General features: G+C 59.2%; 25 protein-coding genes and 3 tRNA genes. 17 read left to right on the forward strand and 11 right to left on the reverse strand.

All coding sequences use genetic code 11. The features are described 5' to 3' along the window. The first annotated feature begins 193 nt into the window (after window positions 1-193). The 9 genes from AC0R79_RS17105 (at window position 194) to AC0R79_RS17145 (ending at window position 7848) form a co-directional block, all read left to right on the forward strand. A complete protein-coding gene (locus AC0R79_RS17105; protein WP_474730781.1) occupies window positions 194-1255 on the forward strand; it encodes an NAD(P)H-dependent flavin oxidoreductase in 1062 nt (353 codons plus the stop codon). Between the two features lie 173 nt (window positions 1256-1428). Beyond that, the gene (gene modA / locus AC0R79_RS17110) at window positions 1429-2184 is read left to right on the forward strand and encodes a molybdate ABC transporter substrate-binding protein (RefSeq protein WP_127798291.1); all 756 of its coding nucleotides are present in this window, start codon (window positions 1429-1431) and stop codon (window positions 2182-2184) included. After that, window positions 2185-2865, forward strand: coding sequence for a molybdate ABC transporter permease subunit (gene modB, locus AC0R79_RS17115; RefSeq protein WP_474730784.1), 681 nt, complete (start codon window positions 2185-2187; stop codon window positions 2863-2865). Between the two features lie 3 nt (window positions 2866-2868). Continuing rightward, the gene (gene modC / locus AC0R79_RS17120; RefSeq protein ID WP_474730787.1) at window positions 2869-3948 is read left to right on the forward strand and encodes a molybdenum ABC transporter ATP-binding protein; all 1080 of its coding nucleotides are present in this window, start codon (window positions 2869-2871) and stop codon (window positions 3946-3948) included. A 73-nt stretch (window positions 3949-4021) separates the two neighbouring features. Beyond that, window positions 4022-5059 carry a DNA topoisomerase IB gene (locus AC0R79_RS17125; protein ID WP_474730790.1) on the forward strand — a complete coding sequence of 346 codons (1038 nt, stop codon included), beginning with the start codon at window positions 4022-4024 and terminating at the stop codon, window positions 5057-5059. Window positions 5060-5201: 142 nt separating this feature from the next. Next, entirely contained in the window at window positions 5202-6827 is a 1626-nt protein-coding gene (locus AC0R79_RS17130) for an ABC-F family ATP-binding cassette domain-containing protein (protein WP_474730793.1), read from the forward strand. 71 nt (window positions 6828-6898) lie between these two features. Continuing rightward, window positions 6899-7129 (forward strand): hypothetical protein, encoded by a 231-nt coding sequence (locus tag AC0R79_RS17135; protein ID WP_127798295.1) that lies wholly within the window; start codon window positions 6899-6901, stop codon window positions 7127-7129. Between the two features lie 120 nt (window positions 7130-7249). Then, window positions 7250-7480: a hypothetical protein gene (locus AC0R79_RS17140; RefSeq protein WP_007958902.1), complete on the forward strand. Its 231-nt coding sequence runs from the start codon at window positions 7250-7252 to the stop codon at window positions 7478-7480. Between the two features lie 83 nt (window positions 7481-7563). After that, the gene (locus AC0R79_RS17145) at window positions 7564-7848 is read left to right on the forward strand and encodes a hypothetical protein (protein WP_127798296.1); all 285 of its coding nucleotides are present in this window, start codon (window positions 7564-7566) and stop codon (window positions 7846-7848) included. An 85-nt stretch (window positions 7849-7933) separates the two neighbouring features. Here the strand turns inward: AC0R79_RS17145 and AC0R79_RS17150 are convergent, their stop codons facing one another. Next, the gene (locus tag AC0R79_RS17150; protein WP_127798297.1) at window positions 7934-8227 is read right to left on the reverse strand and encodes a hypothetical protein; all 294 of its coding nucleotides are present in this window, start codon (window positions 8225-8227) and stop codon (window positions 7934-7936) included. A gap of 235 nt (window positions 8228-8462) precedes the next feature. Between AC0R79_RS17150 and AC0R79_RS17155 the strand changes: the two genes are divergently transcribed. Next, window positions 8463-8801: a YceK/YidQ family lipoprotein gene (locus tag AC0R79_RS17155; RefSeq protein ID WP_127798298.1), complete on the forward strand. Its 339-nt coding sequence runs from the start codon at window positions 8463-8465 to the stop codon at window positions 8799-8801. Between the two features lie 37 nt (window positions 8802-8838). Here AC0R79_RS17155 and AC0R79_RS17160 read toward each other — a convergent pair whose 3' ends face one another. Both AC0R79_RS17160 and AC0R79_RS17165 read right to left on the reverse strand, forming a co-directional pair. Beyond that, window positions 8839-8985, reverse strand: coding sequence for a hypothetical protein (locus tag AC0R79_RS17160; RefSeq protein WP_474730799.1), 147 nt, complete (start codon window positions 8983-8985; stop codon window positions 8839-8841). A gap of 227 nt (window positions 8986-9212) precedes the next feature. Next, on the reverse strand, window positions 9213-9599 hold the full coding sequence (locus AC0R79_RS17165; RefSeq protein WP_474730802.1) for a hypothetical protein: 387 nt from the start codon (window positions 9597-9599) through the stop codon (window positions 9213-9215). Between the two features lie 297 nt (window positions 9600-9896). Between AC0R79_RS17165 and AC0R79_RS17170 the strand changes: the two genes are divergently transcribed. Beyond that, window positions 9897-10124: a site-specific integrase gene (locus AC0R79_RS17170; RefSeq protein WP_474730804.1), complete on the forward strand. Its 228-nt coding sequence runs from the start codon at window positions 9897-9899 to the stop codon at window positions 10122-10124. Window positions 10125-10206: 82 nt separating this feature from the next. Here AC0R79_RS17170 and AC0R79_RS17175 read toward each other — a convergent pair. The 7 genes from AC0R79_RS17175 to AC0R79_RS17205 all read right to left on the reverse strand — a co-directional run bounded on the left by AC0R79_RS17175 (window position 10207) and on the right by AC0R79_RS17205 (window position 14377). Next, window positions 10207-10293: transfer RNA gene (locus tag AC0R79_RS17175), tRNA-Leu, on the reverse strand. Between the two features lie 195 nt (window positions 10294-10488). Then, a tRNA-Cys gene (locus tag AC0R79_RS17180) sits at window positions 10489-10562 on the reverse strand. A gap of 47 nt (window positions 10563-10609) precedes the next feature. Beyond that, window positions 10610-10685, reverse strand: a tRNA-Gly gene (locus AC0R79_RS17185). A gap of 60 nt (window positions 10686-10745) precedes the next feature. Further along, window positions 10746-11306, reverse strand: a complete 561-nt coding sequence (gene pgsA, locus AC0R79_RS17190) for a CDP-diacylglycerol--glycerol-3-phosphate 3-phosphatidyltransferase (RefSeq protein WP_007958898.1) — start codon at window positions 11304-11306, stop codon at window positions 10746-10748. A 32-nt stretch (window positions 11307-11338) separates the two neighbouring features. Further along, window positions 11339-13162, reverse strand: a complete 1824-nt coding sequence (gene uvrC / locus AC0R79_RS17195) for an excinuclease ABC subunit UvrC (protein ID WP_085603310.1) — start codon at window positions 13160-13162, stop codon at window positions 11339-11341. A gap of 2 nt (window positions 13163-13164) precedes the next feature. After that, a complete protein-coding gene (gene gacA, locus AC0R79_RS17200; protein ID WP_032829778.1) occupies window positions 13165-13806 on the reverse strand; it encodes a response regulator transcription factor GacA in 642 nt (213 codons plus the stop codon). 127 nt (window positions 13807-13933) lie between these two features. Beyond that, complete coding sequence (locus AC0R79_RS17205; RefSeq protein ID WP_085605134.1) at window positions 13934-14377, reverse strand: GNAT family N-acetyltransferase; 444 nt, start codon at window positions 14375-14377, stop codon at window positions 13934-13936. Window positions 14378-15026: 649 nt separating this feature from the next. On the opposite strand from AC0R79_RS17205, the gene AC0R79_RS17210 reads away from it, so the two are divergent. After that, window positions 15027-16097: a 3-deoxy-7-phosphoheptulonate synthase gene (locus tag AC0R79_RS17210; protein ID WP_375747237.1), complete on the forward strand. Its 1071-nt coding sequence runs from the start codon at window positions 15027-15029 to the stop codon at window positions 16095-16097. Between the two features lie 66 nt (window positions 16098-16163). Here AC0R79_RS17210 and AC0R79_RS17215 read toward each other — a convergent pair whose 3' ends face one another. Then, window positions 16164-17285: a hypothetical protein gene (locus AC0R79_RS17215; RefSeq protein WP_474730811.1), complete on the reverse strand. Its 1122-nt coding sequence runs from the start codon at window positions 17283-17285 to the stop codon at window positions 16164-16166. A gap of 334 nt (window positions 17286-17619) precedes the next feature. Between AC0R79_RS17215 and AC0R79_RS17220 the strand changes: the two genes are divergently transcribed. The 5 genes from AC0R79_RS17220 (at window position 17620) to AC0R79_RS17240 (ending at window position 22955) form a co-directional block, all read left to right on the forward strand. Then, window positions 17620-18489, forward strand: coding sequence for an esterase/lipase family protein (locus tag AC0R79_RS17220; RefSeq protein WP_474735128.1), 870 nt, complete (start codon window positions 17620-17622; stop codon window positions 18487-18489). A 97-nt stretch (window positions 18490-18586) separates the two neighbouring features. Further along, window positions 18587-18868 carry a peptidylprolyl isomerase gene (locus AC0R79_RS17225; protein ID WP_007952068.1) on the forward strand — a complete coding sequence of 94 codons (282 nt, stop codon included), beginning with the start codon at window positions 18587-18589 and terminating at the stop codon, window positions 18866-18868. Window positions 18869-19003: 135 nt separating this feature from the next. Beyond that, the gene (locus AC0R79_RS17230) at window positions 19004-20872 is read left to right on the forward strand and encodes an extracellular solute-binding protein (protein ID WP_127798303.1); all 1869 of its coding nucleotides are present in this window, start codon (window positions 19004-19006) and stop codon (window positions 20870-20872) included. Beyond that, a complete protein-coding gene (locus AC0R79_RS17235) occupies window positions 20872-21933 on the forward strand; it encodes a microcin C ABC transporter permease YejB (protein ID WP_007952064.1) in 1062 nt (353 codons plus the stop codon). The genes AC0R79_RS17230 and AC0R79_RS17235 overlap by 1 nt, the downstream gene beginning before the upstream one ends. Further along, complete coding sequence (locus AC0R79_RS17240; RefSeq protein WP_007952058.1) at window positions 21933-22955, forward strand: ABC transporter permease; 1023 nt, start codon at window positions 21933-21935, stop codon at window positions 22953-22955. Before AC0R79_RS17235 ends, AC0R79_RS17240 begins: the two co-directional genes overlap by 1 nt. Window positions 22956-22968 lie beyond the last annotated feature (13 nt).

The raw sequence follows: 22968 nt of genomic DNA on the forward strand, positions 1-22968 counted from the left end.
TTCAGGATGTCGAGGGATTGGAATAGCACACTGCAACATTTTGCCCCACTCGACCTTTAGCCAATCGGGCCCGAACGCCGAGCAGGCGCCGGCTGTTCAAGCTACAAATCTGTGCTGGTCATGGGGGTGGCTTTGCGTTAAAAAACCGGCTGCTACCGTCCCTGCCCTGTTTTGTCGTCGGAGAAGCTATTCCATGAGCCAATGGCCTGATACCCGCATTCTTGACCTGTTCGGCATCGAACTGCCGATCATCCAGGGCCCCATGGCCGGTGCCACCAATTCATCCATGGTCATCGCAGCGTGCAACGCCGGTGGCCTCGGTTCGATGCCGGCCGCGATGCTGACCATCGAGCAGCTGCGCGAAGAGCTGAAAACCATTCGCCAGGGCACGAACAAGCCGTTCAACGTCAACTTCTTCTGCCATCAGCCTCCGGCTGCCGATGAGCAAAAGGCCCGCGACTGGAAAAACCTGCTGGAACCCTACTATCGCGAACTGGGTGTCGATTTCGATGCGCCGACGCCGGTGTCCAACCGCGCGCCCTTCGATGCGGCCGCCTGCGAGGTGCTGGAAGAGTTTCGCCCTGAAGTGGTGAGCTTCCACTTCGGCCTGCCGGAAAAATCCTTGCTGGATCGGGTCAAGGCCACCGGTGCGAAAATCATCTCGTCGGCGACTACCGTCGACGAAGCGATCTGGCTGGAGCAGAACGGTTGCGACGCGATCATCGCCATGGGTTACGAGGCCGGCGGCCATCGCGGGATGTTTCTCAGCGCTGACCTGAGCAGTCAGGTCGGTACGTTTGCCCTGGTGCCGCAAGTGGTCGACGCTGTGAGTGTGCCGGTGATCGCTGCCGGAGCAATTGCCGATGCGCGCGGCGTGGCGGCAGCGTTCCTGCTCGGTGCTTCGGCGGTTCAGGTCGGGACGGCGTATCTGTTTACGCCGGAAGCGAAAGTCAGTGCCTCTCACCACAAAGCCTTGCGCACCGCCAAGGAAAGCGAGACGGCGGTGACCAACCTGTTTACCGGGCGCCCGGCCCGGGGGATTCTCAATCGGGTGATGCGCGAACTGGGCCCGATGTCGGACAAGGCCCCTGCCTTTCCGCTGGCGGGCGGTGCCTTGATGCCGTTGCGTGCTAAGGGTGAAGCGGACTTCAGCAACCTCTGGGCCGGCCAGGCGTTCACGCTTGGCAAAGACCTCGGCACCGCTGAACTGACCCGGCAACTGGCTGAAGGCGCACTGGCAAAACTGACGCGTTGATGAACCCGAACGGGTGAGGAGCGTGGCGCCCTCGCCCGGTTTAAAAGCAGTGCTTCCCGTTTGGCGGCATTTCGCTATATATTTCGCTATATAGCGTTTCACCCCCTCGCATCGGCGCAGTCTACCTTCCAATAACAACTGCCCACTGCACTTGCCACCCACGGAGCCGTTACATGATCAATCGTGCCTCACGTTTTGCCCCTGCCCTGCTCGCGGTATTCGCCATCGGCGCCGCTCAGGCCGACGAAGTGCAAGTCGCGGTCGCGGCCAACTTCACCGCGCCGATCCAGGCGATTGCCGCCGATTTCGAAAAAGACACCGGGCACAAACTGGTCGCAGCCTATGGCGCCACCGGCCAGTTCTACACCCAGATCAAAAACGGCGCGCCGTTCGAAGTGTTCCTCTCGGCCGATGACACCACCCCTGAAAAACTCGAGAAAGAAGGCGACACCGTCAAGGGTTCGCGCTTCACCTACGCCATCGGCACCCTGGCGCTGTGGTCGGCCAAGGAAGGTTACGTCGATGCCAAAGGCGACGTCCTGAAGAAAAACGAGTACCAGCACCTGTCCATCGCCAACCCGAAAGCCGCCCCTTATGGTCTGGCCGCCACTCAGGTGCTGGAAAAACTGAAACTGACCGACGCCACCAAAGCCAAGATCGTCGAAGGCCAGAACATCACCCAGGCCTACCAGTTCGTATCCACCGGCAACGCCGAGCTGGGCTTCGTCGCGCTGTCGCAAATCTACAAGGACGGCAAGGTCAGCAGCGGCTCGGCGTGGATCGTTCCGGCGAGCATGCACGACCCGATCAAGCAAGACGCAGTGATCCTCAACAAAGGCAAAGACAACGCCGCTGCCAAGGCGCTGGTTGATTACCTCAAAGGCCCGAAAGCCGCTGCGGTCATCAAGTCCTACGGTTACCAGCTGTAAATGTCGCTGACGAGTGCCGATTTTGCGGCGATCTGGCTGACCCTGAAACTGGCGTCCCTGACCACCGTGATCCTGCTGGTCGTCGGCACTCCGATTGCCCTGTGGTTGTCGCGCAGCCGCTCCTGGTTGCGCGGCCCCATCGGAGCGATTGTTGCCCTGCCGTTGGTGCTGCCACCGACGGTCATCGGTTTCTATCTGCTGCTGGCCCTCGGCCCCAATGGCTTCATTGGCCATTTCACCCAATGGCTGGGGCTTGGCACCCTGACCTTCAGCTTCACCGGCCTCGTGATTGGCTCGGTGCTCTATTCCATGCCGTTCGTGGTGCAGCCGTTGCAAAACGCCTTCTCCGCGATCGGCACTCGCCCACTGGAAGTGGCCGCGACATTACGCGCCAATCCTTGGGACACTTTTTTCAGCGTGATTCTGCCCCTGGCCCGTCCCGGCTTCATCACTGCGGCAATCCTCGGCTTCGCCCACACCGTCGGCGAATTCGGTGTGGTGCTGATGATCGGTGGGAATATTCCCGACAAGACCCGAGTGGTTTCCGTACAAATCTACGACCACGTCGAAGCCATGGAGTACGCGCAGGCGCACTGGCTCGCCGGGGCGATGCTGGTGTTTTCGTTTCTGGTGTTGCTGGCGCTGTATTCCAGCCGCAAGACCCGCGCGGGCTGGAGCTGATCGATGATTGACGCACGTCTGAAACTGGCCTGGTCGGGCTTCAGCCTCGATGTTGACCTGCAGATGCCCGGTCGCGGTGTGACGGCGCTGTTCGGTCAGTCCGGATCGGGCAAGACCACCTGCCTGCGCTGCATCGCCGGGCTCGAACGCGCGCCGCAGGCCTTTATCCGCATCAATGACGAGGTCTGGCAGGACAGCGAAAAAGGCATTTTCGTGCCGCCGCACAAACGCGCGCTCGGCTATGTGTTTCAGGAAGCCAGCTTGTTTCCGCACCTGTCGGTGCTGGCCAATCTGCAATTCGGCCTCAAGCGTATTCCCAAAGCGCAGCGCCGGGTCGACATGACCCAAGCCACCGAACTGCTGGGCATCGGCCACTTGCTCGATCGTCACCCGCAGCACTTGTCCGGCGGTGAGCGTCAGCGTGTCGGCATCGCTCGCGCGCTGTTGACCAGCCCCAGACTGCTGCTGATGGACGAGCCTTTGGCGGCCCTCGACAGTCAGCGCAAAAGCGAAATCCTGCCCTACCTGCAACGCCTGCATGACGAACTGGAAATCCCGGTGCTGTATGTCAGCCACGCGCAGGACGAAGTGGCCAGGCTCGCCGATCATCTGGTGCTGCTCAGCGACGGCAAAGCGCTGGCCAGCGGTCCGATTGGCGAAACCCTGGCGCGGCTCGACCTGCCCTTGGCCATGGACAACGATGCCGGCGTGATCATCGAAGGCCAGGTCAGCGACTACGATGCCGACTATCAATTGCTCACCCTGCAACTGCCGGACTCGTCACTTAACATTCGCGTGACCCACGCGCCGATGACGACGGGCCAGAGACTGCGCTGCAAGGTTCACGCGCGTGATATCAGCCTGACCCAGCAAAACAGCGAATTCAGCAGCATCCTCAATCGCCTGCCGGTCACGGTCGCCAGTGAACAGCCGGCCGATAACGCCGCCCACGTGCTCATTCGCCTCGATGCCGGCGGGACACCGTTGCTGGCGCGCATCACTCGCTATTCACGGGATCAGCTTGGCGTGCATCCGGGCCAGTCGTTGTGGGCCCAGATCAAGGCTGTTGCGGTACTGGCGTAAATCTGCGGGCACGACCGTCATGACGCGCGGTCAATGGCTTTAACAGCCTGATTTGCCGCGAAGGAAGTCCGCCATGCCCGATACTGCGCTCACCGAAGTGTTGCCTTCGGATCTGCATTACGTCGATGACACGCAGCCCGGTATCACCCGCAAAAAACTGCGCGGAAAGTTCGCCTACTTCGACCCCGCAGGCCAGCGCATCACCGATCCCAACGAGATCAAACGCATCAACGCGCTGGCCGTTCCGCCGGCCTACGTCGACGTGTGGATCTGCGCCGACCCGCGCGGCCATCTGCAAGCCACCGGCCGTGATGCCCGTGGACGCAAGCAATATCGCTATCACGCGCGCTGGCGCGAGGTGCGCGACGCGGACAAGTATTCGCGCCTTCGTGAATTCGGTCTGGCACTGCCCAAGCTGCGCAAACAGCTGGAGGCGCTGCTGGCCTCGCCGGGCTTCAGCCGCGACAAAGTCATGGCGACCGTCATCACGCTGCTCGACGCCACCCTGATCCGCGTCGGTAATACGCAATACGCGCGGGACAATCGCTCCTACGGCCTGACCACCTTGCGCAGCCGGCATGTCGAGGTCAACGGCAGCGCGATCCTGTTTCAGTTTCGCGGCAAGAGCGGCATCGAACATCAGATCACGGTGAAGGACCGGCGCCTGGCGCGGATCATCAAGCGCTGCCTGGAAATTCCGGGGCAGAACCTGTTTCAGTATCTGGATGAAAACGGCGAGCGGCACACCGTCAGCTCCTCTGACGTCAACACCTACCTGCAAACCCTGACCGGCGCTGACTTCACCGCGAAGGATTACCGGACCTGGGCCGGCAGCGCCCTCGCTTTGGCGGTTCTGCGGGAGCTGCAATGGGAGTCCGAGACCGAGGCCAAGCGGCATGTGGTCGAGATGGTCAAAGGTGTCGCCCGCCAACTGGGCAACACACCGGCAGTCTGTCGCAAGTGCTACATCCACCCGGCGGTGGTCGAGCATTTCATGCTCGGCGCTCTGGCCGAGTTGCCGAAACCGCGCATCCGCAAGGGCCTGCGCAAGGAAGAAGTCGCGCTGGCGCTGTTCCTTGAACGGATGGTCGAGCAGGCAAACACGCCTTGAAGCCTTCGGCCGTCTCGACTAGGCTACGCCCTCCTACCTCCCCGGGACGACCGCAGAAGTGAACAACTAAGCCTTCAAAAATGTAATCGCGACACGCCGTTCATGGCGCTTGTCAGTGTTCACGCATTTTCTGGAGGTGCCGATGACTCACGTCTCGCGTACACCTACTCTCGTCTCCCTGAATCAACTGGGTTTTCAGTTCGCCAATGGCGAGACGATTTTCACTGCACTCAATCTGAAATTCGATCACACCCCGACCGCCATCGTCGGGCGCAATGGCGTTGGCAAAAGCGTACTGGCGCGCCTGATCGCCGGAGAATGGCAACCCACCAGCGGCAGCGTGGCGCGCGCCGTGGCGACAACCTACGTGGCGCAGAGCTTTGTCGCTGCACCCGGCGAGACAGTCGCCGAGTCCACCGGCAGCGCCGCGATTCTTCAGGCGCTGGAGCGAATGAACCGGGGCTGGGGATCAGTCGAGGATTTCGACCTCATTGGCGAACAATGGGATTTGGCGGACCGTCTGCGCCGCATGCTCGATGACGCTGGCCTAGCCGAAGTTGCCTTCACCGATCACACCGGGAACCTCAGTGGCGGCCAGCAAGCGCGCATTGCCCTGATTGGTGCGTTTTTGAGTCAGGCTCCGCTGCTGATCCTCGATGAGCCGACCAACCATCTGGATGCATCGGGACGGCAATGGCTGATGAACTCGCTGGAACGCTGGCACACCGGCCTGATCGTCGTCAGCCATGATCGACAACTACTCGACCGGATGCAGCGGATCGTCGAGTTGAGCGCATCGGGGGCTATCGAATTCGGTGGCAATTACTCGGCATTCCGCGAGCATCAACGAATCCATCAAGCGGCGGCGCAGGCACGTCTCGACCACGCCAGAAGCGAACGCCAGCGCGAGCGGATTCGCTTACGACGCGAGCACGACACAATACAGCGCCACGCTGCCAACTCGCGGCGCAACGCCGAAACCGCCAACATTGCCAGTTTCGAATACGTGGCGATCAAGGGCGCCGCCCGGGAAATCATGGGGCATGTCCGTCAGGGTCATCAGACCCGCAAGTCAGAGCTCGATGCCCAGGTGCGCGAGGCTTACGCCAAGGTGCAACCCGAGGACAGCGTGCTGATCAACCTGCCCGGGAGCGCGGTGCCGAACAACCGCCAGATCTGCACGCTGATCGATGCTCAGCTGCCCTGGCTGTCAAACGGCGCACTGAGCCTTACGATCCACGGCCCGATGCGCATCGCTGTCAGCGGTCCCAACGGCTGTGGCAAATCAACCCTGTTGAAAGTGCTCGCCGGGGAACTGACACCCGTCGATGGAACCGCCACGACTCACGTGCCCTTCGCATTCCTGGATCAGCAACTGGCACAGCTGGACGATCAGCGTTCCATCACCGAACAGCTGATGATGCAAGGGGCTGCGCTGACCGAGGGCACCCTGCGCAGCTATCTCGCCCACTTGCAGCTGGATGCGAGTCGCGCCACGGCTCCCTGCGCTTCGTTGAGCGGTGGCGAGCGCCTGAAAGCCGCACTGGCGCTGGCCTTGTGGCGAGCGAATCCTGCGCAGCTGTTGCTGCTGGATGAGCCGACCAATCATCTGGATCTGCCATCGGTGGAAGCGTTCGAACGGGCGTTGCAGTCATTTCCGGGCGCCATTGTCGCCGTTTCCCACGATCAGGACTTCCTCGAGGCATTGAATCCGACCCACCACCTGCGCTGGTACCCATCAGGCTGGCAACTGCACCCGACGAACTGACTTGGCTATTTTTTGCACGATTGCTCAGGGCTTCTATAGTTGATCTGGTACGAATCAGCCGCGGTGACGCCATGGAAGACATATTCGTCGTGAAGCGTTGCAACAAGATCGTCATCCACGGCCGGCGCGCCGGAGAGACTCTCCATGAGCCCGCCGAAGCCATGGACTGGCACCGCATCTGCGACACGCGAACCGGTGGTTTCATCGGCGATGGCTACGATCGGGAAGAAGACGCCCGCAAGGAATGTCATCGGCTCAACGCCGCCAGCTCGCGAGTGACCGCCCCCGAGTCGTCGGGCTGATAGCTGTCATTTACGGGTCTATACTCAAACCAGCTGAAGGAGCAGCGCCCCAACGGCAGAAAGCTCGCCCTTCGCGGGCTTTTTGCTGCCACCGAGCGGATTAATGAACGGAGGTGTTCCATGTCCGAAAGAGAGTCCATCACCACTCTCCTCACCTTGCTCGATGCCCGCGAAGCACGCCTCGCCGCGGCCTGCAAAGAGATCGCCGATTGGGTCGACCATCAAGGCGGGCACCCCACCGCCCTGCGCATCCGCGACCGGCTGAACGATATCGAAAAGGATACCCCGCTGATTCGCAGCACCCTGTCATCGCTCAAACCGATCGACCGGCCGTTGCCACGCTTCAGGTAAGCCATCGATTCACGGTGCGCGAAAAAAGAACGTCCTTGGTCGTGAGAGGTCAATACCTTTACACGTCACCAAGGAGACGTCTTATGGTCACTCATTTCAAAGTCGACGGGCACTTGGCCTGCGGGCACAAGGGCAACAACCTCTCCTCCAGCAGCGAACTCAATCGTGTGAAGTGCCGCAGCTGCCGCAATACCGACGCATACAAGGATGCGCGCAAAGACCAGCGCAATGCGGCGCGGCGCGCGGCTCGCCATTCAAAAGACCAGCACACGGCGTCCGACTGGCGTTCCGAGTGGATCGAGCGGTTGACCGCGATGGCCGGACTTCAGCGTTTGCCTAGAGGGTTTACCGGGCAAGCCTTCGTCTAAACAAAAAAAGGGCCGATTGAATCGGCTCTTTTTGCTGTTCGCTGAATGCCCTTACGACACAAGCCCCGACATGGAATAACCCGGATTACTTGGTTTCCTTCACTTGGCAAACGCCATTGGCTCTGTTCTTGCCGGTATATGAAACATCAGGTGAGCCGTCGGGCATGATCGTCAGCGAGATGGTCACGCCACTGTCTTTGGCTTCGAAGGCGTTATCGTTGAATTTCTTCAGCTTCCCTTCTTTCCCATTGATATAGATCGGTCCGCCCTTGTCAGCGTGGACCTCGATATTTCCAGGGCATGTTGCGTTCAACAGCGGGATGCCGGCTTGAGCAAAGCCTGAAGACATCAGCAAAACGCTCAATAGCAGTCGCTTCATCATCATTGTCCTGTGTTCGGTTGAGCCAGAAAGAAACACTAGCTCACTCCGCTCGCAATGACCGAACAGTACGTCTGGAATCGAACCGGCACGTTGCCGGCCGCACCGCGCAGTTTTTAGAAGGCTGGAAACAGTTTGAGACCGATCTGACCAACTTTGAGATGGCCGAGGCGCTATTGAAGGCTCCACTCTACTGACCAAGCTGCCATCCAGTTTTTCGAAAGGAGTCGACCAGATGAAAATCAAATACATTCTGCTGATGCTCACGACCGCCTCGGCGTCGGGATGTGGCACGATCAACACAACCTTCCGGGATGATGCTGTAGCCAGTAACAAACTGGCGCGCTGGCATTCCCACTGCGACTCTGTCCCGCGCATCTACAGTGGTACAGCCTTTAACTACTGCACATTAGACGCGGAGCCACGGCAAAGTACCGGTTTCGATGGTCACCCTGCTGCCGCACTTATTGTTCTCGACATGGGGTTGTCAGCTGTTGCGGACACTGTCGTACTGCCTTATTCCATCTATCTGCAAAACAAGCATGGCGATATCAAGAAGGCTCGGTTCGAGTAGCAATTGAACTGACCACTTCGATGAGAAGGAATCGCTACTACTTGCCTCTGCGCTCGACTCCGCCTGGGGGCCTTGTCACGGCGCGGGCAGTGACGCCGTCACGTACTCGACTGCTCAGTACACACAAGGTCGCCCACAAGGTAATCACGCTGCTGGCGATGCAGTTGATCAGTTCAATGTTCATGGGTTGCCTCCCCCCAACCGCTGGCGGATGGAGGCCGCGTCTATCACGTCGATAAAGCGACCGCTGTTCACGATCACTTTGGCCTTGGCACCGGAAAAGGTGATCGTTGATAAGGAGAATGAGATTCCCCGATGACTTTATCGAAAACGAAGTCAGTGTTCGCTTCTGGCTTGTCGAGGCAGTTCAGGAAGCGTCGCGGCAGGAACAACAGCAGATGGTTGCATCAATCATTTCTGATCGGAAGATCTGCCAATCTCCTCACGAGTAGGCATGGTCCAGTCCGAGGCGCGTCTCTCATAAATTGAGTCGGGCTCATGCGCTTCGTAACCGAACATCAGTAAGTAAAGCCCCAGAGCCACTGCAGCCAACACCGCCCTACCTACAGGGCTCGCATCTTTCGGTAGACCGCCAGGACCAATAGCTACCCAACCGCCTCGCAGGTAAGCGAAGACGGCCTGCGTGAACCATGCTTGCGCCGCAATACATGTCCAAAACTGGCTCCACTCGCCTGTGAAACGCCAAAAAGCGCTCACAATGGATGCGATGATCATGACACTCAGGATCAAGCAACGAAAACGCTTGAGAGCACTCAGAGCGCGGTTTTCCTGCTCCATATTTCTCCTTTTTTGGCTTCAAGCAAAAAGATCTGACCACGCTGTCGATACGTCAAATATCGGCCGATGTACGCTCGACATAAATTCAAAACACCCGTCACTCCCTCCCCCGTCGAAGTCAGCCGGTACAGCGGATCGAAGTCGACTAGTTGCACTCGGGCAAACGGAACAGCGAATTCCAGCAGTTCCAGAGGCACGTCCTGCTCGAACAGCGTTTTTGATTGATCGAAACATGGCAAGAAAGCTGGGCACAAGGCCCGCTCGACACGGCTGATCGTGTTAGAGGATGGCACTCCGATGACAGAGGCGATGTTGCGCAGGCGGTTTGATATGGCCCGGGAGGCCGCTGGAGTTGTAAAAGCCGAGTTCCAAATACGTGATTTACGCGCCCGGGCCGGTACCGACAAGGCGGAATACAGCGGCGATAGAATGCAGACCAAAGATCAACTTGGGCATACCGCTGTCGTGATGACAGAGCAGTACCTCCAGAATCACAAGGGTAAGAAAGTGATGCCAACGAAGTGAATTGCGGACCACTGTCAAAATTGCGGCCTGGAAACAAACAAGGGTTTGCATCAGCTTTCGCCCGCAAACCCTTGATTTAAGATGGTGCCCGAAGCCGGAATCGAACCGGCACGCCCTTACGAGCGGGGGATTTTAAGTCCCATGCGTCTACCAGTTTCGCCATTCGGGCGGTAGCGCGGTGTTGCTTGGCTCTAACGGCGATTCACAGTCCTGAGAGGAACTGTACGTCGGCGGCAGAGGGGGAAATATATACATCACTTCCCGGTGAAGCAAGTTTGCAGTTGCCGTTTCAAAGACTAAATCTTTCAGTGCAACGCAAATAAAAAAGCTCCGTAAATCATGGATCTACGGAGCTTGTTTATAGTGGAGGCCGAGGTCGGAATCGAACCGGCGTAGGCGGATTTGCAATCCGCTGCATAACCATTTTGCTACTCGGCCTCAAAACATTTGCTGTCAGTAGCGCAACAACAAACGTTGTACAAACTTGGAGCGGGAAACGAGACTCGAACTCGCGACCCCGACCTTGGCAAGGTCGTGCTCTACCAACTGAGCTATTCCCGCTTGGTGTGGCGCATTCTATAGATTCCAGATGCCCCGTCAACCCTTTGATTCAAAAAAGTTTTATTTCTTTTCAACATCGGTCTTCAGATGTGGCCAGGCAGCGCGAAGGTATTGAACCATCGACCACAGGGTCAGGCCTGCCGACACCATCAGCAACGCGTAACCGATGACAACCCAGAAACTGAAAACCTTGGGATTGGCCAAGAGAATCACCAGTGCAAGCATCTGCGCAGCAGTTTTCCACTTGCCCAGATTCGACACGGCCACATGGGCCCGCGCACCGAGTTCGGCCATCCACTCACGCAGCGCCGAGACAACGATCTCGCGACCGATGATGACAGCGGCCGGCAGTGTGAGCCACAGGTTGCCATGCTCTTGTACCAGCAACACCAGGGCAACAGCGACCATCAGTTTGTCAGCGACAGGATCCAGAAACGCACCAAACGGCGTGCTTTGCTCCAGGCGTCGCGCGAGATAGCCGTCCAGCCAGTCCGTTGCCGCCGCAAAGGCGAATACCGAACTTGAGGCCAGATAGCTCCATTGGTAAGGCAGATAGAACAACAGAATGAAGATCGGGATGAGCAGGACGCGGAGAACGGTAATCAGATTAGGGATATTCATCGGCACAACTGGCTACGAGGTGAATGGGCATTCTACTCACTATGCAGGTTTGCATAAATCGACTCTGCTAGCTTTTTGCTGATCCCCGGTGCTTTGGCGATCTCTTCGATGCTTGCACGAGACAGCTCCTGCAATCCACCAAAATGTTTCAACAAGTCCCGACGCCGGGTCGGCCCGACGCCCGCAACGCCTTCCAGCGTCGACGTGCGGCGGGTCTTGCCGCGCCGTGCACGGTGGCCGGTAATCGCAAAGCGGTGGGCTTCGTCACGAATCTGCTGGATCAGATGCAGTGCCGGCGAATCACCCCGTAAGGTGAACTCGTTTGCCGCATCATTCAGATACAAAGTCTCGAATCCTGCCTTGCGCGTGGCGCCCTTGGCGACCCCCAGCAAGATCAGATCCGGAACAGCCAGTTCGTTGAGCACATCACGCGCCATCGACAGCTGCCCTTTGCCGCCGTCCACCAACAGGATGTCGGGCAACTTGCCCTCGCCTTCCTTCAGCTTGCTGAAGCGTCGGGTCAGGGCCTGATGCATGGCGGCGTAATCGTCGCCGGCAGTCACGCCTTCGATGTTGTAACGACGGTAATCCGACTTGATCGCCCCTTCCGGGCCGAACACCACGCAGGAAGCCACCGTGGCTTCACCGCTGGAGTGGCTGATGTCATAGCACTCCAGCCGTTGCGGCGGCTCATCGAGGTTCAACACTTCTGCCAGTGCCTCGAAACGCGCGGCAACGTGCTGACGGTTGGCCAGCCGCGCACCCAGCGCCTGTTCGGCATTGGTTACGGCCAGTTGCTGCCAGCGCGCCCGTGTACCGCGTACCCGATGGCTGATGGTCAGCTCACGTCCGCGCAGCGCCTGAATGGCCTCGATCAGCGCAGGGAAGTCTTCGTGCACGACGTTGACGATCAGTTCGCTCGGCAAATCGCGTTCAGGGCTACTGATGAAGTATTGCCCGAGGAAAGCGGCCATGACCTCGGCCACTTCCTCTTCAATTCCGACTTGGGGGAAGAAGTTCTTGCTGCCAAGCACCCGCCCTCCCCGCACGCTGATCAAGTGCACACACGCACCGCCCGGATTGACGAACGCGGCGATCACATCGATATCACCCGTTCCGCCTTCCATGCTCTGCTGATCCTGTACCCGACGCAGCAAGGCAATCTGGTCACGCAGTTCGGCGGCGCGTTCGAATTCGAGGTTGATTGCAGCCTCTTCCATCGCCGTCGACAGCTCATTGGTCAACGCATGGCTGCGTCCTTCGAGGAACATCACCGAGTGACGCACATCCTCGGCGTAAACCTCAGGCTCGACCAGCCCGACACAGGGGGCCTTGCAACGCTTGATCTGATATTGCAGGCACGGCCGGGTCCGGTTCTTGTAGTAGCTGTCCTCGCACTGACGCACGAAGAACGTCTTCTGCAGAAGGCTGAGGCTTTCGCGAATAGCCCCGGCGCTCGGATAGGGGCCGAAATACTTGCCCTTGGCCTTCTTGGCCCCGCGATGAATGCTCAGGCGCGGGAATTGTCCGTCAGACAAAAAGACGTAGGGATAGGATTTATCGTCGCGCAGCAGGATGTTGTACGGCGGCCGCCACTCCTTGATCAGGGTTTGCTCGAGCAGCAACGCCTCTGTCTCGTTGGAGGTGATAGTGGTTTCGACCTGGGCGATACGCCCGACCAGTGCCGCGGTTTTCGGCGCCAGGCCTGTCTTGCGAAAGTAGCTGGCCAGACGTTTCTTGAGGTTCTTGGCCTTGCCGACGTACAACAGACGCGCATCGCTGTCGAACATGCGATACACGCCGGGGCGCCCGCTGACGGTCGAGAGAAAGGCGCCCGAATCGAATGCTTCAGTCATGGTCAGAGGCTGGCATCAACCATGCCGTGTCGAACCGCCAACAGCGTCAGTTCGACATCGCTGCTGATCGAGAGCTTCTCGAAAATGCGGTAGCGGTAGGTGTTAACGGTTTTCGGCGACAGGCACAATTTGTCGGAAATGATCTGAACCTTCTGACAGCCGACAATCATCAACGCAATCTGGATTTCCCGCTCCGACAACGCATCGAACGGCGAATCATTGGTCGGCTGAAAGGATTTGATCGCCAATTGCTGGGCAATCTGCGGGCTGATATAGCGCTGGCCGGCAAACACCAGGCGAATGGCCTGAACCATTTCCGGCAATCCGGCGCCCTTGGTCAGATACCCCGCCGCACCGGCCTGCAACAACCGCGTAGGAAACGGATCTTCCTCACACACGGTGACGGCGACCACTTTGATGTCGGGATGACTTCGCAACAGTTTGCGCGTGGCTTCGAGGCCGCCGATGCCTGGCATCTTGACGTCCATCAGCACCACGTCGGGCTTCAACTCACGAGCCTTGATGAGGGATTCTTCCCCGGACTCGGCCTGGCCTACCACCTGCAGGCCATCGATATCGGCCAGCATCCGTGTAATGCCTGTACGAACGAGATCATGGTCGTCGACCACTAGCACCCTAATCAAGCAGACACCTCGCGATATGGTCTTATTGGGATGCCGGACACCTTAGCAAAAAGTGCCGGGCAGACCTAGCGGCAAGCGACATATAAAAAGTTTCAATTCTTCATCGAGGGCTTGCCAGCCGTGGGTTTCAGAGCACAGGTGTACTGAAATCGAGCTGCATTCGCAGGAAACACTCGTCCTCGCCCTGCACAAACATTCCTTTTCTTCGATACAGGTTTTGCGCCGGATTGTTTTTGAACACCGTCAGGCGCAACGCCGGGCGACGCTCCAGCCGAGCCATCGCAACAACCTGATCGATCGCCCAGGATCCCGCGCCCTGGCCTTGAGCGCTTTCGACGATCTGCAATTCGCGGATATACACGGCCCGAGCATCACGACTCAGACTGAAATAGCCCATCAATTCGCCTTCGCGAAGGATCAACCAGTTTTCGCGCCCGGCCCAGGCGACATCAAATGCCTCGTCCTGCCACAACAAGTCATAGTGAATGTAGTAGCGGAGCATGTTTCGGCAAGTCAGCTCTCGTACAAACGACAGGTCGGCGGACGTTGCCTGGCGCAACTCAAAACTCATTCCTGCCTCGATCTTCTTCAAGTTCATGCCCCTTCCTTGAGCACACGTTCAGAAAGCAGAGTGTGTCACACCTTGGCGGGCGCTCAACCCTTAGAAGCCCTCTTGTGCCTCCGATAGCAATTTCTGATTGCTGACGCGCAGCCGCCTCTAGTAAGCTCGGCGCATTCTTTGGAGACAGCTCATGTTCAACACCCTCTCACAGCTTCGTACCGCCAGCGCCTCGCGCTCGGTTGCGGCTGCCCGGGTGAACGGCGCCTGCACTGCTCCTGCAAGCTTTTATTTTGGGTATTGGTTTAGCCACTGGCGCGCCTGATACCCACACGGCGCCCATTTGAACGGGTCGCCTACCAGAGATTTCTCAACCCCCGGTCGGCCTCCCGACCGGGGGTTTTGTTTTTTCAGGCCCTGATTTTTTCAGCAACACACCAGACATTTTGAGGATTCAACCAATGAACTACGCCACTTATTACCGTCACGACAGTTTTACCGCTTGGCGATTTACCAGCCTCCGCTCGGGACAGCCTGCCGCCTCCGATCGGTCACCCACAGGTGGCAAGCCAAAACACGTAGCCAATCCGGCCAATTGTCGAACACCCCAGTAGGGCCGAGTGAGCGGGAAGCCCCCGCCATCCGCCCAGGAAGACCGAATATGAACTCGTCCGTTTCTGCTCTGCCACTGTCCACCCTGAACCCTGCCAACGAAGCATTGACCCTGCGTCTGCCGAGTTCGCTGCAACTCAAGCAGCAATTGCCTCTGAGCAATGCGCTGAACCAGCAAGTCGTCGCCCACCGCCAGGCGGTCCGCGCGATTCTCGATGGCCATGACCCGCGCTTGCTGGTGATTGTCGGCCCCTGCTCGATTCACGACCCCGAGTCCGCGCTTGAATACGCCAGCAAACTTTCGCGCCTGGCTGAAGAAGTCCGTGATGACATGCTGCTCGTGATGCGTGCCTACGTCGAAAAACCTCGCACCACCGTCGGCTGGAAAGGCCTCGCCTACGATCCGCATCTGAATGGCAGCGACGACATGGCTGCCGGCCTCACGCTGTCGCGCGAACTGATGCTGGAAATGATCCGCCTCGGGCTCCCGATTGCCACCGAACTGCTGCAGCCCATGGCTGCCGGGTACTTCGATGACTTGCTGAGCTGGGTCGCCATCGGCGCCCGTACGACCGAATCACAGATCCACCGGGAAATGGCCAGCGGGCTGAGCATGCCGGTCGGCTTCAAGAACGGCACCGATGGCGGCGTGACCGTCGCCGTTGACGCAATGCGTTCGGCAGCCCATGCCCATCGCCACTTCGGCGTTGACAGCCAGGGCCACCCGGCGATCATCCAGACCCCGGGCAATCCGGACACCCACCTGGTGCTGCGTGGTGGTCACAAAGGGCCGAACTACGACCGCGAAAGCGTTGCCGTCATCAACACCGAGTTGAACCGCCTGAAAATTCCGAGCCGGATCATGGTCGATTGCAGCCATGCCAACAGTGGCAAGGACCCGCTCCGCCAGCCGGGCGTGTTCAACGAGGTGCTGGAACAACGACTGCAAGGCAATCGTTCATTGATCGGCATGATGCTCGAGTCGCATCTGTTCGAGGGATGCCAGCCCCTGAGCGAGTCGCTGCGTTATGGCGTTTCGGTGACCGATGGCTGCCTCGGATTCGATGCAACAGAACGCCTGCTGCTGGATGCCGCACACCGCATTCGACAACAGGCCTGACAGTCAAACCGCCCTCCGGTGTGTGTCATTGACCCGGAGGGCCAGCCGATGGTCAACGTCGACACATCAACCCTGCACTACTCGCAGCAGGGTCACGCTGGACATCTGACTCACATCATCAAGCCTCTCGACCGAATAGGACACTTGCACAAGGGTGTCCACATGTTCGCGCCAGAATCGATATGGCACGATGAAGACCAAGGGTTGCATGGCCATTCCGCTGATTATTTCGCGGTCATCGCGGTGAAAGAATGACTCGCCGTCGCACTTGAGATAAACCAGCTCCCCCTCCTCTACCCGCGCATCACTGATCAATACACTGACGCCGTCGATTGCATCCTGCACATCGAGTACCCCGTCATCGGCTTCGAGCACCTGGGGTGCCGCCAATACATCCCTTTCAAGAGGAGCAATGCTGATTCGCGTCACACCTGATTCGCGAATCGCGCCGCTTTGCTGTTCGACACTGTATCGAATCACCACTTCCCCGCCGAGATGCGGCGTGATGAACTCGGGTGCGATCCCCAGCACCAGAGGCCGACCGACAGCAAAGGACTCGACGATCAGCGTGTCTCGAAGTGATGTCTCATGCGCGGCCCCCTCCCAGATCAACCGCACCCGGTCGCCGACACACATTCCGGCATAGGGCTGAAGCGTGACCGAGGTCCCGTCTGTGACGCGTGCGGGATCGAGACTGCCCCCGACAGCGTCCTCGAGGGTGACCGGCATGAGGCTGTAACGAACATCTCCAACATCCAGTTGCCTGCGCAAGGAGACCAGTGGCTCCGGACGCGAGGCACTGGTCAATGTCCAGAACACCTCCAGCGAACCTCCGTCCAGCGCCGCGATGTGAGCGCCCCGCACGACCAGAACGATCTCCCTGCCCAACTGGGCTTCGCTGACAAATCGCGTGATTTCATGTTGATACGGCATACCTTCGATATCGTGGCCGCACCAGCTCAACACGATCCTGTCCCCACAGGCCATTCCTGGATAGGGGGCAATCCGCACGACCACCCGATTCAGAGAGGGATCAAGAACTGCACCCTCCAGCGAATCGATTGCGGGTTCGGGCAGCGATAAAGCGTGTTCGCGTGTCCGACAATGTCCGAATACCCCGACCCGTTCAGCATCCATCCCCAGGCCTCGCATTTGCGAAGCCGTTACCAGTTCATCCGTCATGTTCATTCGCTGCTCCATTCCCTGGAAATGACACGCCGGCGGGCTGCGTCAAAGAGCCTCTATTTAACGCGTTTCATCGCCTCCACGATGTCAGCCGGGCACCCGGCGAGACAGAGCTAAAGGCACTGGATGGAGTAGGCAAAAATGGGGAAAACACATTCGCCGAGGCTAGACCCCTCTAAATATTCAGAACCGGATTTCATTCAAAAGTGAAATTTCATACGCACACTGATCCAGTTTCCACCCCACTAGAAAGACTCTTCAGGCATCGCCTGCGCAACGACTGTTTTAGAGTGGCACGCAGACAACATCGATGAATCTCTGCGATCAAGGACGAAAAATGCAACGAAATGCCACAACTCTCTATCCCGTACTGTTGGTGCATGGTCTGTTCGGATTCGAGCGCATTGGCCCTTTCGAACTGTTTCATGACGTCAAACAGGCGCTCAAGGCTGTCGGGGTGCAGGTATTCGTGCCGCACATGTCCGCGGTTCATGACAACGAAGTGCGAGGCGAGCAATTGCTTTCGCAGATCGACTCCGTGCTCCGAGGCACAGGCGCGACAAAAGTCAACCTGATCGGACACAGCCAGGGCGCACTGACGGCTCGGTATGCTGCGGCGCTTGCGCCACACAAGGTCGCTTCCGTCACTTCGGTCAGCGGTCCCAATCACGGTTCGGAGCTGGCGGACTTCCTGCGCAAGGCATTGATCCCCGGACGGCTGCCGGAGACCGTGGCCCAGAACGTAGCTACATTGTTTTCCAACTTTTTATCTCTGCTCAGCGGGCACAAAACACTGCCTCGCCATGCACTGGCAGCACTCAATGCGCTGACGACGGAAGGTGTCGGCCAATTCAATGACAAATACCCGCAGGGTCTTCCCGAAACCTGGGGTGGCCAGGGTGCCGAGCGGGTCGATGGCGTTCGCTATTATTCGTGGAGTGGTGTTGTGCCGGAGCTGACCGTGCAGACCCTCGACCCGGTACAGGGCATCTGCCTCGCCCTGTCGGAATATTTCATTACAGAACCCGCGCAGAACGACGGTTTTGTCGGCCGCTTCAGCTCTCACCTGGGCACCGTGATCCGCTCCGATTATCCGCTCGACCATTTGCGCAGCCTGCGTCGGGGCATCGGTCAGCGCACCACGGAGAACGATCCGATCCAACTCTACGTCGAACACGCCTTGCGCCTGCAAGCAGCTAATCTGTAGCGACCGGTATCAGACGAGCGAATGGAACTTTGCCGAGAAATCGGCCACTGAATCCGGTAGGCTCCCCCCTTTACTGATTTGATTGGAGAGTTTCCCCATGGCTAAAGCCACTGCCCGCCACATCCTGGTTTCCAGCGAAGCCAAGTGCAACGAACTCAAGGCCCAGATCGAAGGTGGCGCTGATTTCGCCGAAGTGGCCAAGGCCAACTCCACCTGCCCGTCCAGCCGTCAGGGCGGCGACCTGGGTTCGTTCGGTCCTGGCCAGATGGTCAAGGAATTCGACACCGTGGTATTCAGCGCGCCGATCAACGTCGTGCAAGGCCCGGTGAAGACCCAGTTCGGCTACCACCTGCTGGAAGTCACCAGCCGTCAGGACTGATCTTCAGCCCGACCTGCTGTGCAACGGCCCGCCTGATGGCGGGCCGTTTTGTTTTGGTTACACCACACCGCTGGCGAACGGCGCGCCGCTCGCGTACAAATTGCGCTTATCGATTACCCGGCTTTAAGGCTGACAATGCGACTGGCTTTCCCGACATTGATGTTCACTGCCGTGACCCTGCTGCTTGGGATCACTGGTGTGGACGCCGCACCCCAGCATGCGATGACCGTCTATGGCGAACCGGCAAAGTACCCGCCCGGCTTCAGTCACTTCGATTACACCAACGTCCGGGCGCCCAAGGGCGGGACGATGCGCCGCTCGGCCATCGAGATCGGCCACTTCGACCATGTCCTGCCGTACATCGACAAAGGCATCGGCGTCAGCCAGATCGACGGCCTGCTGTACTCCCCGCTGGCCCAGCGCTCACTCGACGAGCCCTACACCGTATACGGCCTCGTGGCGCAGAAAATGGAACGCTCGGATGACGGCCTGTCGTTGCGCTTCTTTATCAATCCCAAGGCCCGCTTCGCCGATGGCAAGCCAATCACCGCCGAAGACGTGCGCTACACCTATGACTTGCTGATGACTCAAGGGAGCCTGCGTTATCGCACCCAGTTCGCCGACGTCAAAGGCGTCGAAGTCGAAGCCCCGCTCACCGTGCGTTTCGATTTCAAGAGCAACGAAAACCGCACCCTGCCGCTCGATATCGCCACGCTGCCGGTATTTCCCGAGCATTGGTGGAAGACCCGTGATTTCGCCGGTGGTGGCGGCTATGAACCGCCGCTGGGCAGCGGTCCGTATCGAGTCGGCAAGGTCGACTCCGGACGCAGCATCACCTTTGAACGCAATCCCGACTGGTGGGGCAAGGACCTGCCGGTCAGCCGTGGCCTGTACAACTTCGATCACTTCAGCATCGAGTACTTCGGCGACACCGACGTCGCCCGCCAGGTCCTGCGCGGCGGCGCCTACGACTACAACCGCGAGTTCTCCGCCACCGGCTACTCCATCGGTTACGAGAGCCCGGCCCTGAGCGACGGTCGTCTGCAAAAGGCTCATCTGGCCACCGAAGCGCCGCAGTCGGCCCAGGGCTTCGTGTTCAATCTGCAAAAGCCGACATTCCAGGATCGCCGCGTTCGTCAGGCACTGGCCATGCTCTGGGATTTCGAATGGAGCAACCGGCAGATGATGCGCAACATGTACATCCGCCAGCAGAGTTACTTTTCCAACACTGATCTGGCCGCCCGCAAACTGCCGGACGCCGCCGAACTGAAGATTCTCGAACCCTTGCGCGGACAGATTCCCGACGAGGTGTTCACTCAGGTCTTCGAAGCGCCGAAGACCGACGGCAGCGGCATCATCCGCGACAAACAACTGCAAGCGCTGGAGCTGCTGGAACAGGCCGGCTGGAAACCCGATGGCGACCAGTTGGTCAACGATCGTGGCGAGCCGTTGAGCTTCACCTTCCTGGTCAGCCAGAACGGCATGGACCGCCTGCTGCTGCCGTACAAGCGCACGCTGAAGCAGATCGGCATCAACCTCGACATCCGTCGCATCGACTCCTCGCAGTACGTCAATCGCCTGATGAGCCGCGACTACGACATGATTGTCACCGGCTACCCGGTCACCACCTCCCCCGGCGGCGAACTGTTGAACTACTTCGGTTCGGCATCGGCCAACGATCCCGGCGCCAACAATTACATGGTGCTGAAGAATCCGGCGGTCGACACCTTGATCAACGGCCTGATCCGCGCCTCGACCCAGGCCGACATGCTGCGTTACGCACATGCACTGGATCGGGTGCTGCAATGGAACTACTACTGGATTCCCAACTATTACCCGCCGGGCACGTCGACCGTGTGGTGGAACCGTTTCGGCATTCCCACCGTGCAGGCGAGCAATGACGAGGCGATTGAGAGCTGGTGGGAAATCAGCAGCACGCCGCTGACCAACCAGCAGATGACGGCCGAGAAAATCAGCCGTGGCAGACCCGGAGGGCCGCACTGATGTGGGCTTACATACTGCGGCGCCTGCTGCTGATCATCCCGACGCTGGTGATCATTCTGCTGGTCAACTTCGTGATCATCCAGGCCGCACCGGGTGGGCCGGTTGAACAGGCCATCGCCCATTTGCAAGGCATTGGCGGCGCAAGTGTCGGCGGCGGTGCAAGCGAGACCATGAGCGGCACGTCCCGCGCCAGCCGTGGCCTCGATCCGCAACTGATCAAGGACATCGAAAAACAGTACGGCTTCGACAAACCCGCCCATGAACGCCTGTGGCTGATGCTCAAGAACTACGCGCAGCTGGATTTCGGCAAGAGCTTCTTCCGCGGCGCTACGGTTACCGACCTGATCCTGCAGAAAATGCCGGTGACCATTTCCCTCGGGCTCTGGGCGACGTTGATCACCTATCTGGTGTCGATCCCGCTGGGCATCCGCAAAGCCGTACACCACGGCAGCCATTTCGATATCTGGAGCAGCACGGCGATCATCATCGGTTACGCCATGCCGGCATTCCTGTTCGCGATGTTCCTGATCGTGGTGTTCGCCGGCGGCACGTCGCTGAACTGGTTTCCGGTGCGCGGGCTGGTGTCCGACAACTTCGAATCCCTGTCGACGCTGGGCAAGATCACCGACTACTTCTGGCATCTGGTGTTGCCGGTCACGGCGCTGGTGATCGGCGGTTTCGCCACCCTGACCATCCTCACCAAGAACTCGTTCCTCAATGAGATCACCCGCCAATACGTGGTCACTGCGCGCGCCAAAGGCCTGAGCGAAAACCGGGTGCTCTACGGACACGTGTTCCGGAACGCAATGCTGCTGGTGGTGTCGGGCATTCCCCAGGCGTTCATCAGCGTATTCTTTGCCGGCTCATTGCTGATCGAAGTGATCTTCTCCCTCGACGGCCTTGGGCGCATGAGTTACGAAGCGGCCGTGTCCCGGGACTATCCGGTGGTGTTCGGCTCGCTGTTCATCTTCACCCTGTTCGGCCTCCTGATAAAACTGATTGGCGACCTGTGCTACACGCTGGTCGACCCGCGCATCGACTTCGCCGCGAGGAACGCCTGATGTTCAAGCTCTCGCCTCTGGGCCGTCGCCGTTTCGAACGTTTCAAGAAAAACCGCCGGGGCTGGTGGTCGCTGTGGCTGTTTATCGGCCTGTTCCTGCTCAGCCTCGGCGGCGAACTGATCGCCAACGACAAACCATTGGTCGTCAGTTATCAGGGCCAGTGGTACTTCCCGGTGTTCAAACGCCACACCGAACAGGAGTTCGGCGGGCAACTGCCGTTCCAGGCCGATTACCGCAGCGACTACGTGCAGAAGCTGATCCGCAAGGATGGTGGCTGGCTGCTGTTTCCGCCAATTCCGTTCAGTGACGATACTCCGAACTACGACCTCAACAAACCAGCACCCAGCCCGCCGACTTCGGTCAACTGGCTGGGCACCGACGATCAGGCGCGCGACGTGTTGGCTCGGGTGATTTTCGGCGCCCGGGTGTCGATTCTGTTCGCCCTGATGCTGACCTTCGTCAGCGCCCTGATCGGTATCGCAGCCGGCGCCCTGCAGGGCTATTACGGCGGCTGGGTCGATCTGCTCGGCCAGCGTTTGCTGGAGGTCTGGTCGGGGCTGCCGGTGCTTTACCTTCTGATCATCCTTTCGGGATTCGTCGAGCCGAACTTCTGGTGGCTGCTGGGGATCATGGCGCTGTTTTCCTGGCTGGCGCTGGTGGACGTGGTACGCGCCGAGTTTCTGCGCGGGCGCAATCTCGAGTACGTCAAGGCTGCCCGGGCTTTGGGCTTGAGCGATCGAAAAGTGATTGTCCGGCACATCCTGCCCAACGCGATGAACGCGACCCTGAGCTATCTGCCCTTCATTCTGACCGGAGCGATTTCTACCCTGACCGCGCTGGACTTCCTCGGTTTCGGCATGCCCGCCGGCAGCGCATCGCTGGGCGAGTTGATCGGTCAGGGCAAACAGAACCTGCAAGCGCCGTGGCTCGGGTTGACCGCGTTTTTCACCCTGGCGCTGATCCTTTCCCTGTTGGTATTCATCGGCGAAGCGCTGCGCGATGCCTTTGACCCGCGCTCATGAACGGAACCTTGAT

Source organism: Pseudomonas sp. HD57-3 (genome assembly GCF_056113135.1).

Bases quoted from the DNA above. Each gene is read 5' to 3' on its own strand.
- AC0R79_RS17105 (WP_474730781.1), top strand. From the start codon at position 194: ATGAGCCAATGGCCTGATACCCGCATTCTTGACCTGTTCGGCATCGAA.
- modA (WP_127798291.1), top strand. From the start codon at position 1,429: ATGATCAATCGTGCCTCACGTTTTGCCCCTGCCCTGCTCGCGGTATTC.
- modB (WP_474730784.1), top strand. From the start codon at position 2,185: ATGTCGCTGACGAGTGCCGATTTTGCGGCGATCTGGCTGACCCTGAAA.
- modC (WP_474730787.1), top strand. From the start codon at position 2,869: ATGATTGACGCACGTCTGAAACTGGCCTGGTCGGGCTTCAGCCTCGAT.
- AC0R79_RS17125 (WP_474730790.1), top strand. From the start codon at position 4,022: ATGCCCGATACTGCGCTCACCGAAGTGTTGCCTTCGGATCTGCATTAC.
- AC0R79_RS17130 (WP_474730793.1), top strand. From the start codon at position 5,202: ATGACTCACGTCTCGCGTACACCTACTCTCGTCTCCCTGAATCAACTG.
- AC0R79_RS17135 (WP_127798295.1), top strand. From the start codon at position 6,899: ATGGAAGACATATTCGTCGTGAAGCGTTGCAACAAGATCGTCATCCAC.
- AC0R79_RS17140 (WP_007958902.1), top strand. From the start codon at position 7,250: ATGTCCGAAAGAGAGTCCATCACCACTCTCCTCACCTTGCTCGATGCC.
- AC0R79_RS17145 (WP_127798296.1), top strand. From the start codon at position 7,564: ATGGTCACTCATTTCAAAGTCGACGGGCACTTGGCCTGCGGGCACAAG.
- AC0R79_RS17150 (WP_127798297.1), bottom strand. From the start codon at position 8,227: ATGAAGCGACTGCTATTGAGCGTTTTGCTGATGTCTTCAGGCTTTGCT.
- AC0R79_RS17155 (WP_127798298.1), top strand. From the start codon at position 8,463: ATGAAAATCAAATACATTCTGCTGATGCTCACGACCGCCTCGGCGTCG.
- AC0R79_RS17160 (WP_474730799.1), bottom strand. From the start codon at position 8,985: ATGAACATTGAACTGATCAACTGCATCGCCAGCAGCGTGATTACCTTG.
- AC0R79_RS17165 (WP_474730802.1), bottom strand. From the start codon at position 9,599: ATGGAGCAGGAAAACCGCGCTCTGAGTGCTCTCAAGCGTTTTCGTTGC.
- AC0R79_RS17170 (WP_474730804.1), top strand. From the start codon at position 9,897: ATGACAGAGGCGATGTTGCGCAGGCGGTTTGATATGGCCCGGGAGGCC.
- pgsA (WP_007958898.1), bottom strand. From the start codon at position 11,306: ATGAATATCCCTAATCTGATTACCGTTCTCCGCGTCCTGCTCATCCCG.
- uvrC (WP_085603310.1), bottom strand. From the start codon at position 13,162: ATGACTGAAGCATTCGATTCGGGCGCCTTTCTCTCGACCGTCAGCGGG.
- AC0R79_RS17205 (WP_085605134.1), bottom strand. From the start codon at position 14,377: ATGAGTTTTGAGTTGCGCCAGGCAACGTCCGCCGACCTGTCGTTTGTA.
- AC0R79_RS17210 (WP_375747237.1), top strand. From the start codon at position 15,027: ATGAACTCGTCCGTTTCTGCTCTGCCACTGTCCACCCTGAACCCTGCC.
- AC0R79_RS17215 (WP_474730811.1), bottom strand. From the start codon at position 17,285: ATGAACATGACGGATGAACTGGTAACGGCTTCGCAAATGCGAGGCCTG.
- AC0R79_RS17220 (WP_474735128.1), top strand. From the start codon at position 17,620: ATGCAACGAAATGCCACAACTCTCTATCCCGTACTGTTGGTGCATGGT.
- AC0R79_RS17225 (WP_007952068.1), top strand. From the start codon at position 18,587: ATGGCTAAAGCCACTGCCCGCCACATCCTGGTTTCCAGCGAAGCCAAG.
- AC0R79_RS17230 (WP_127798303.1), top strand. From the start codon at position 19,004: ATGCGACTGGCTTTCCCGACATTGATGTTCACTGCCGTGACCCTGCTG.
- AC0R79_RS17235 (WP_007952064.1), top strand. From the start codon at position 20,872: ATGTGGGCTTACATACTGCGGCGCCTGCTGCTGATCATCCCGACGCTG.
- AC0R79_RS17240 (WP_007952058.1), top strand. From the start codon at position 21,933: ATGTTCAAGCTCTCGCCTCTGGGCCGTCGCCGTTTCGAACGTTTCAAG.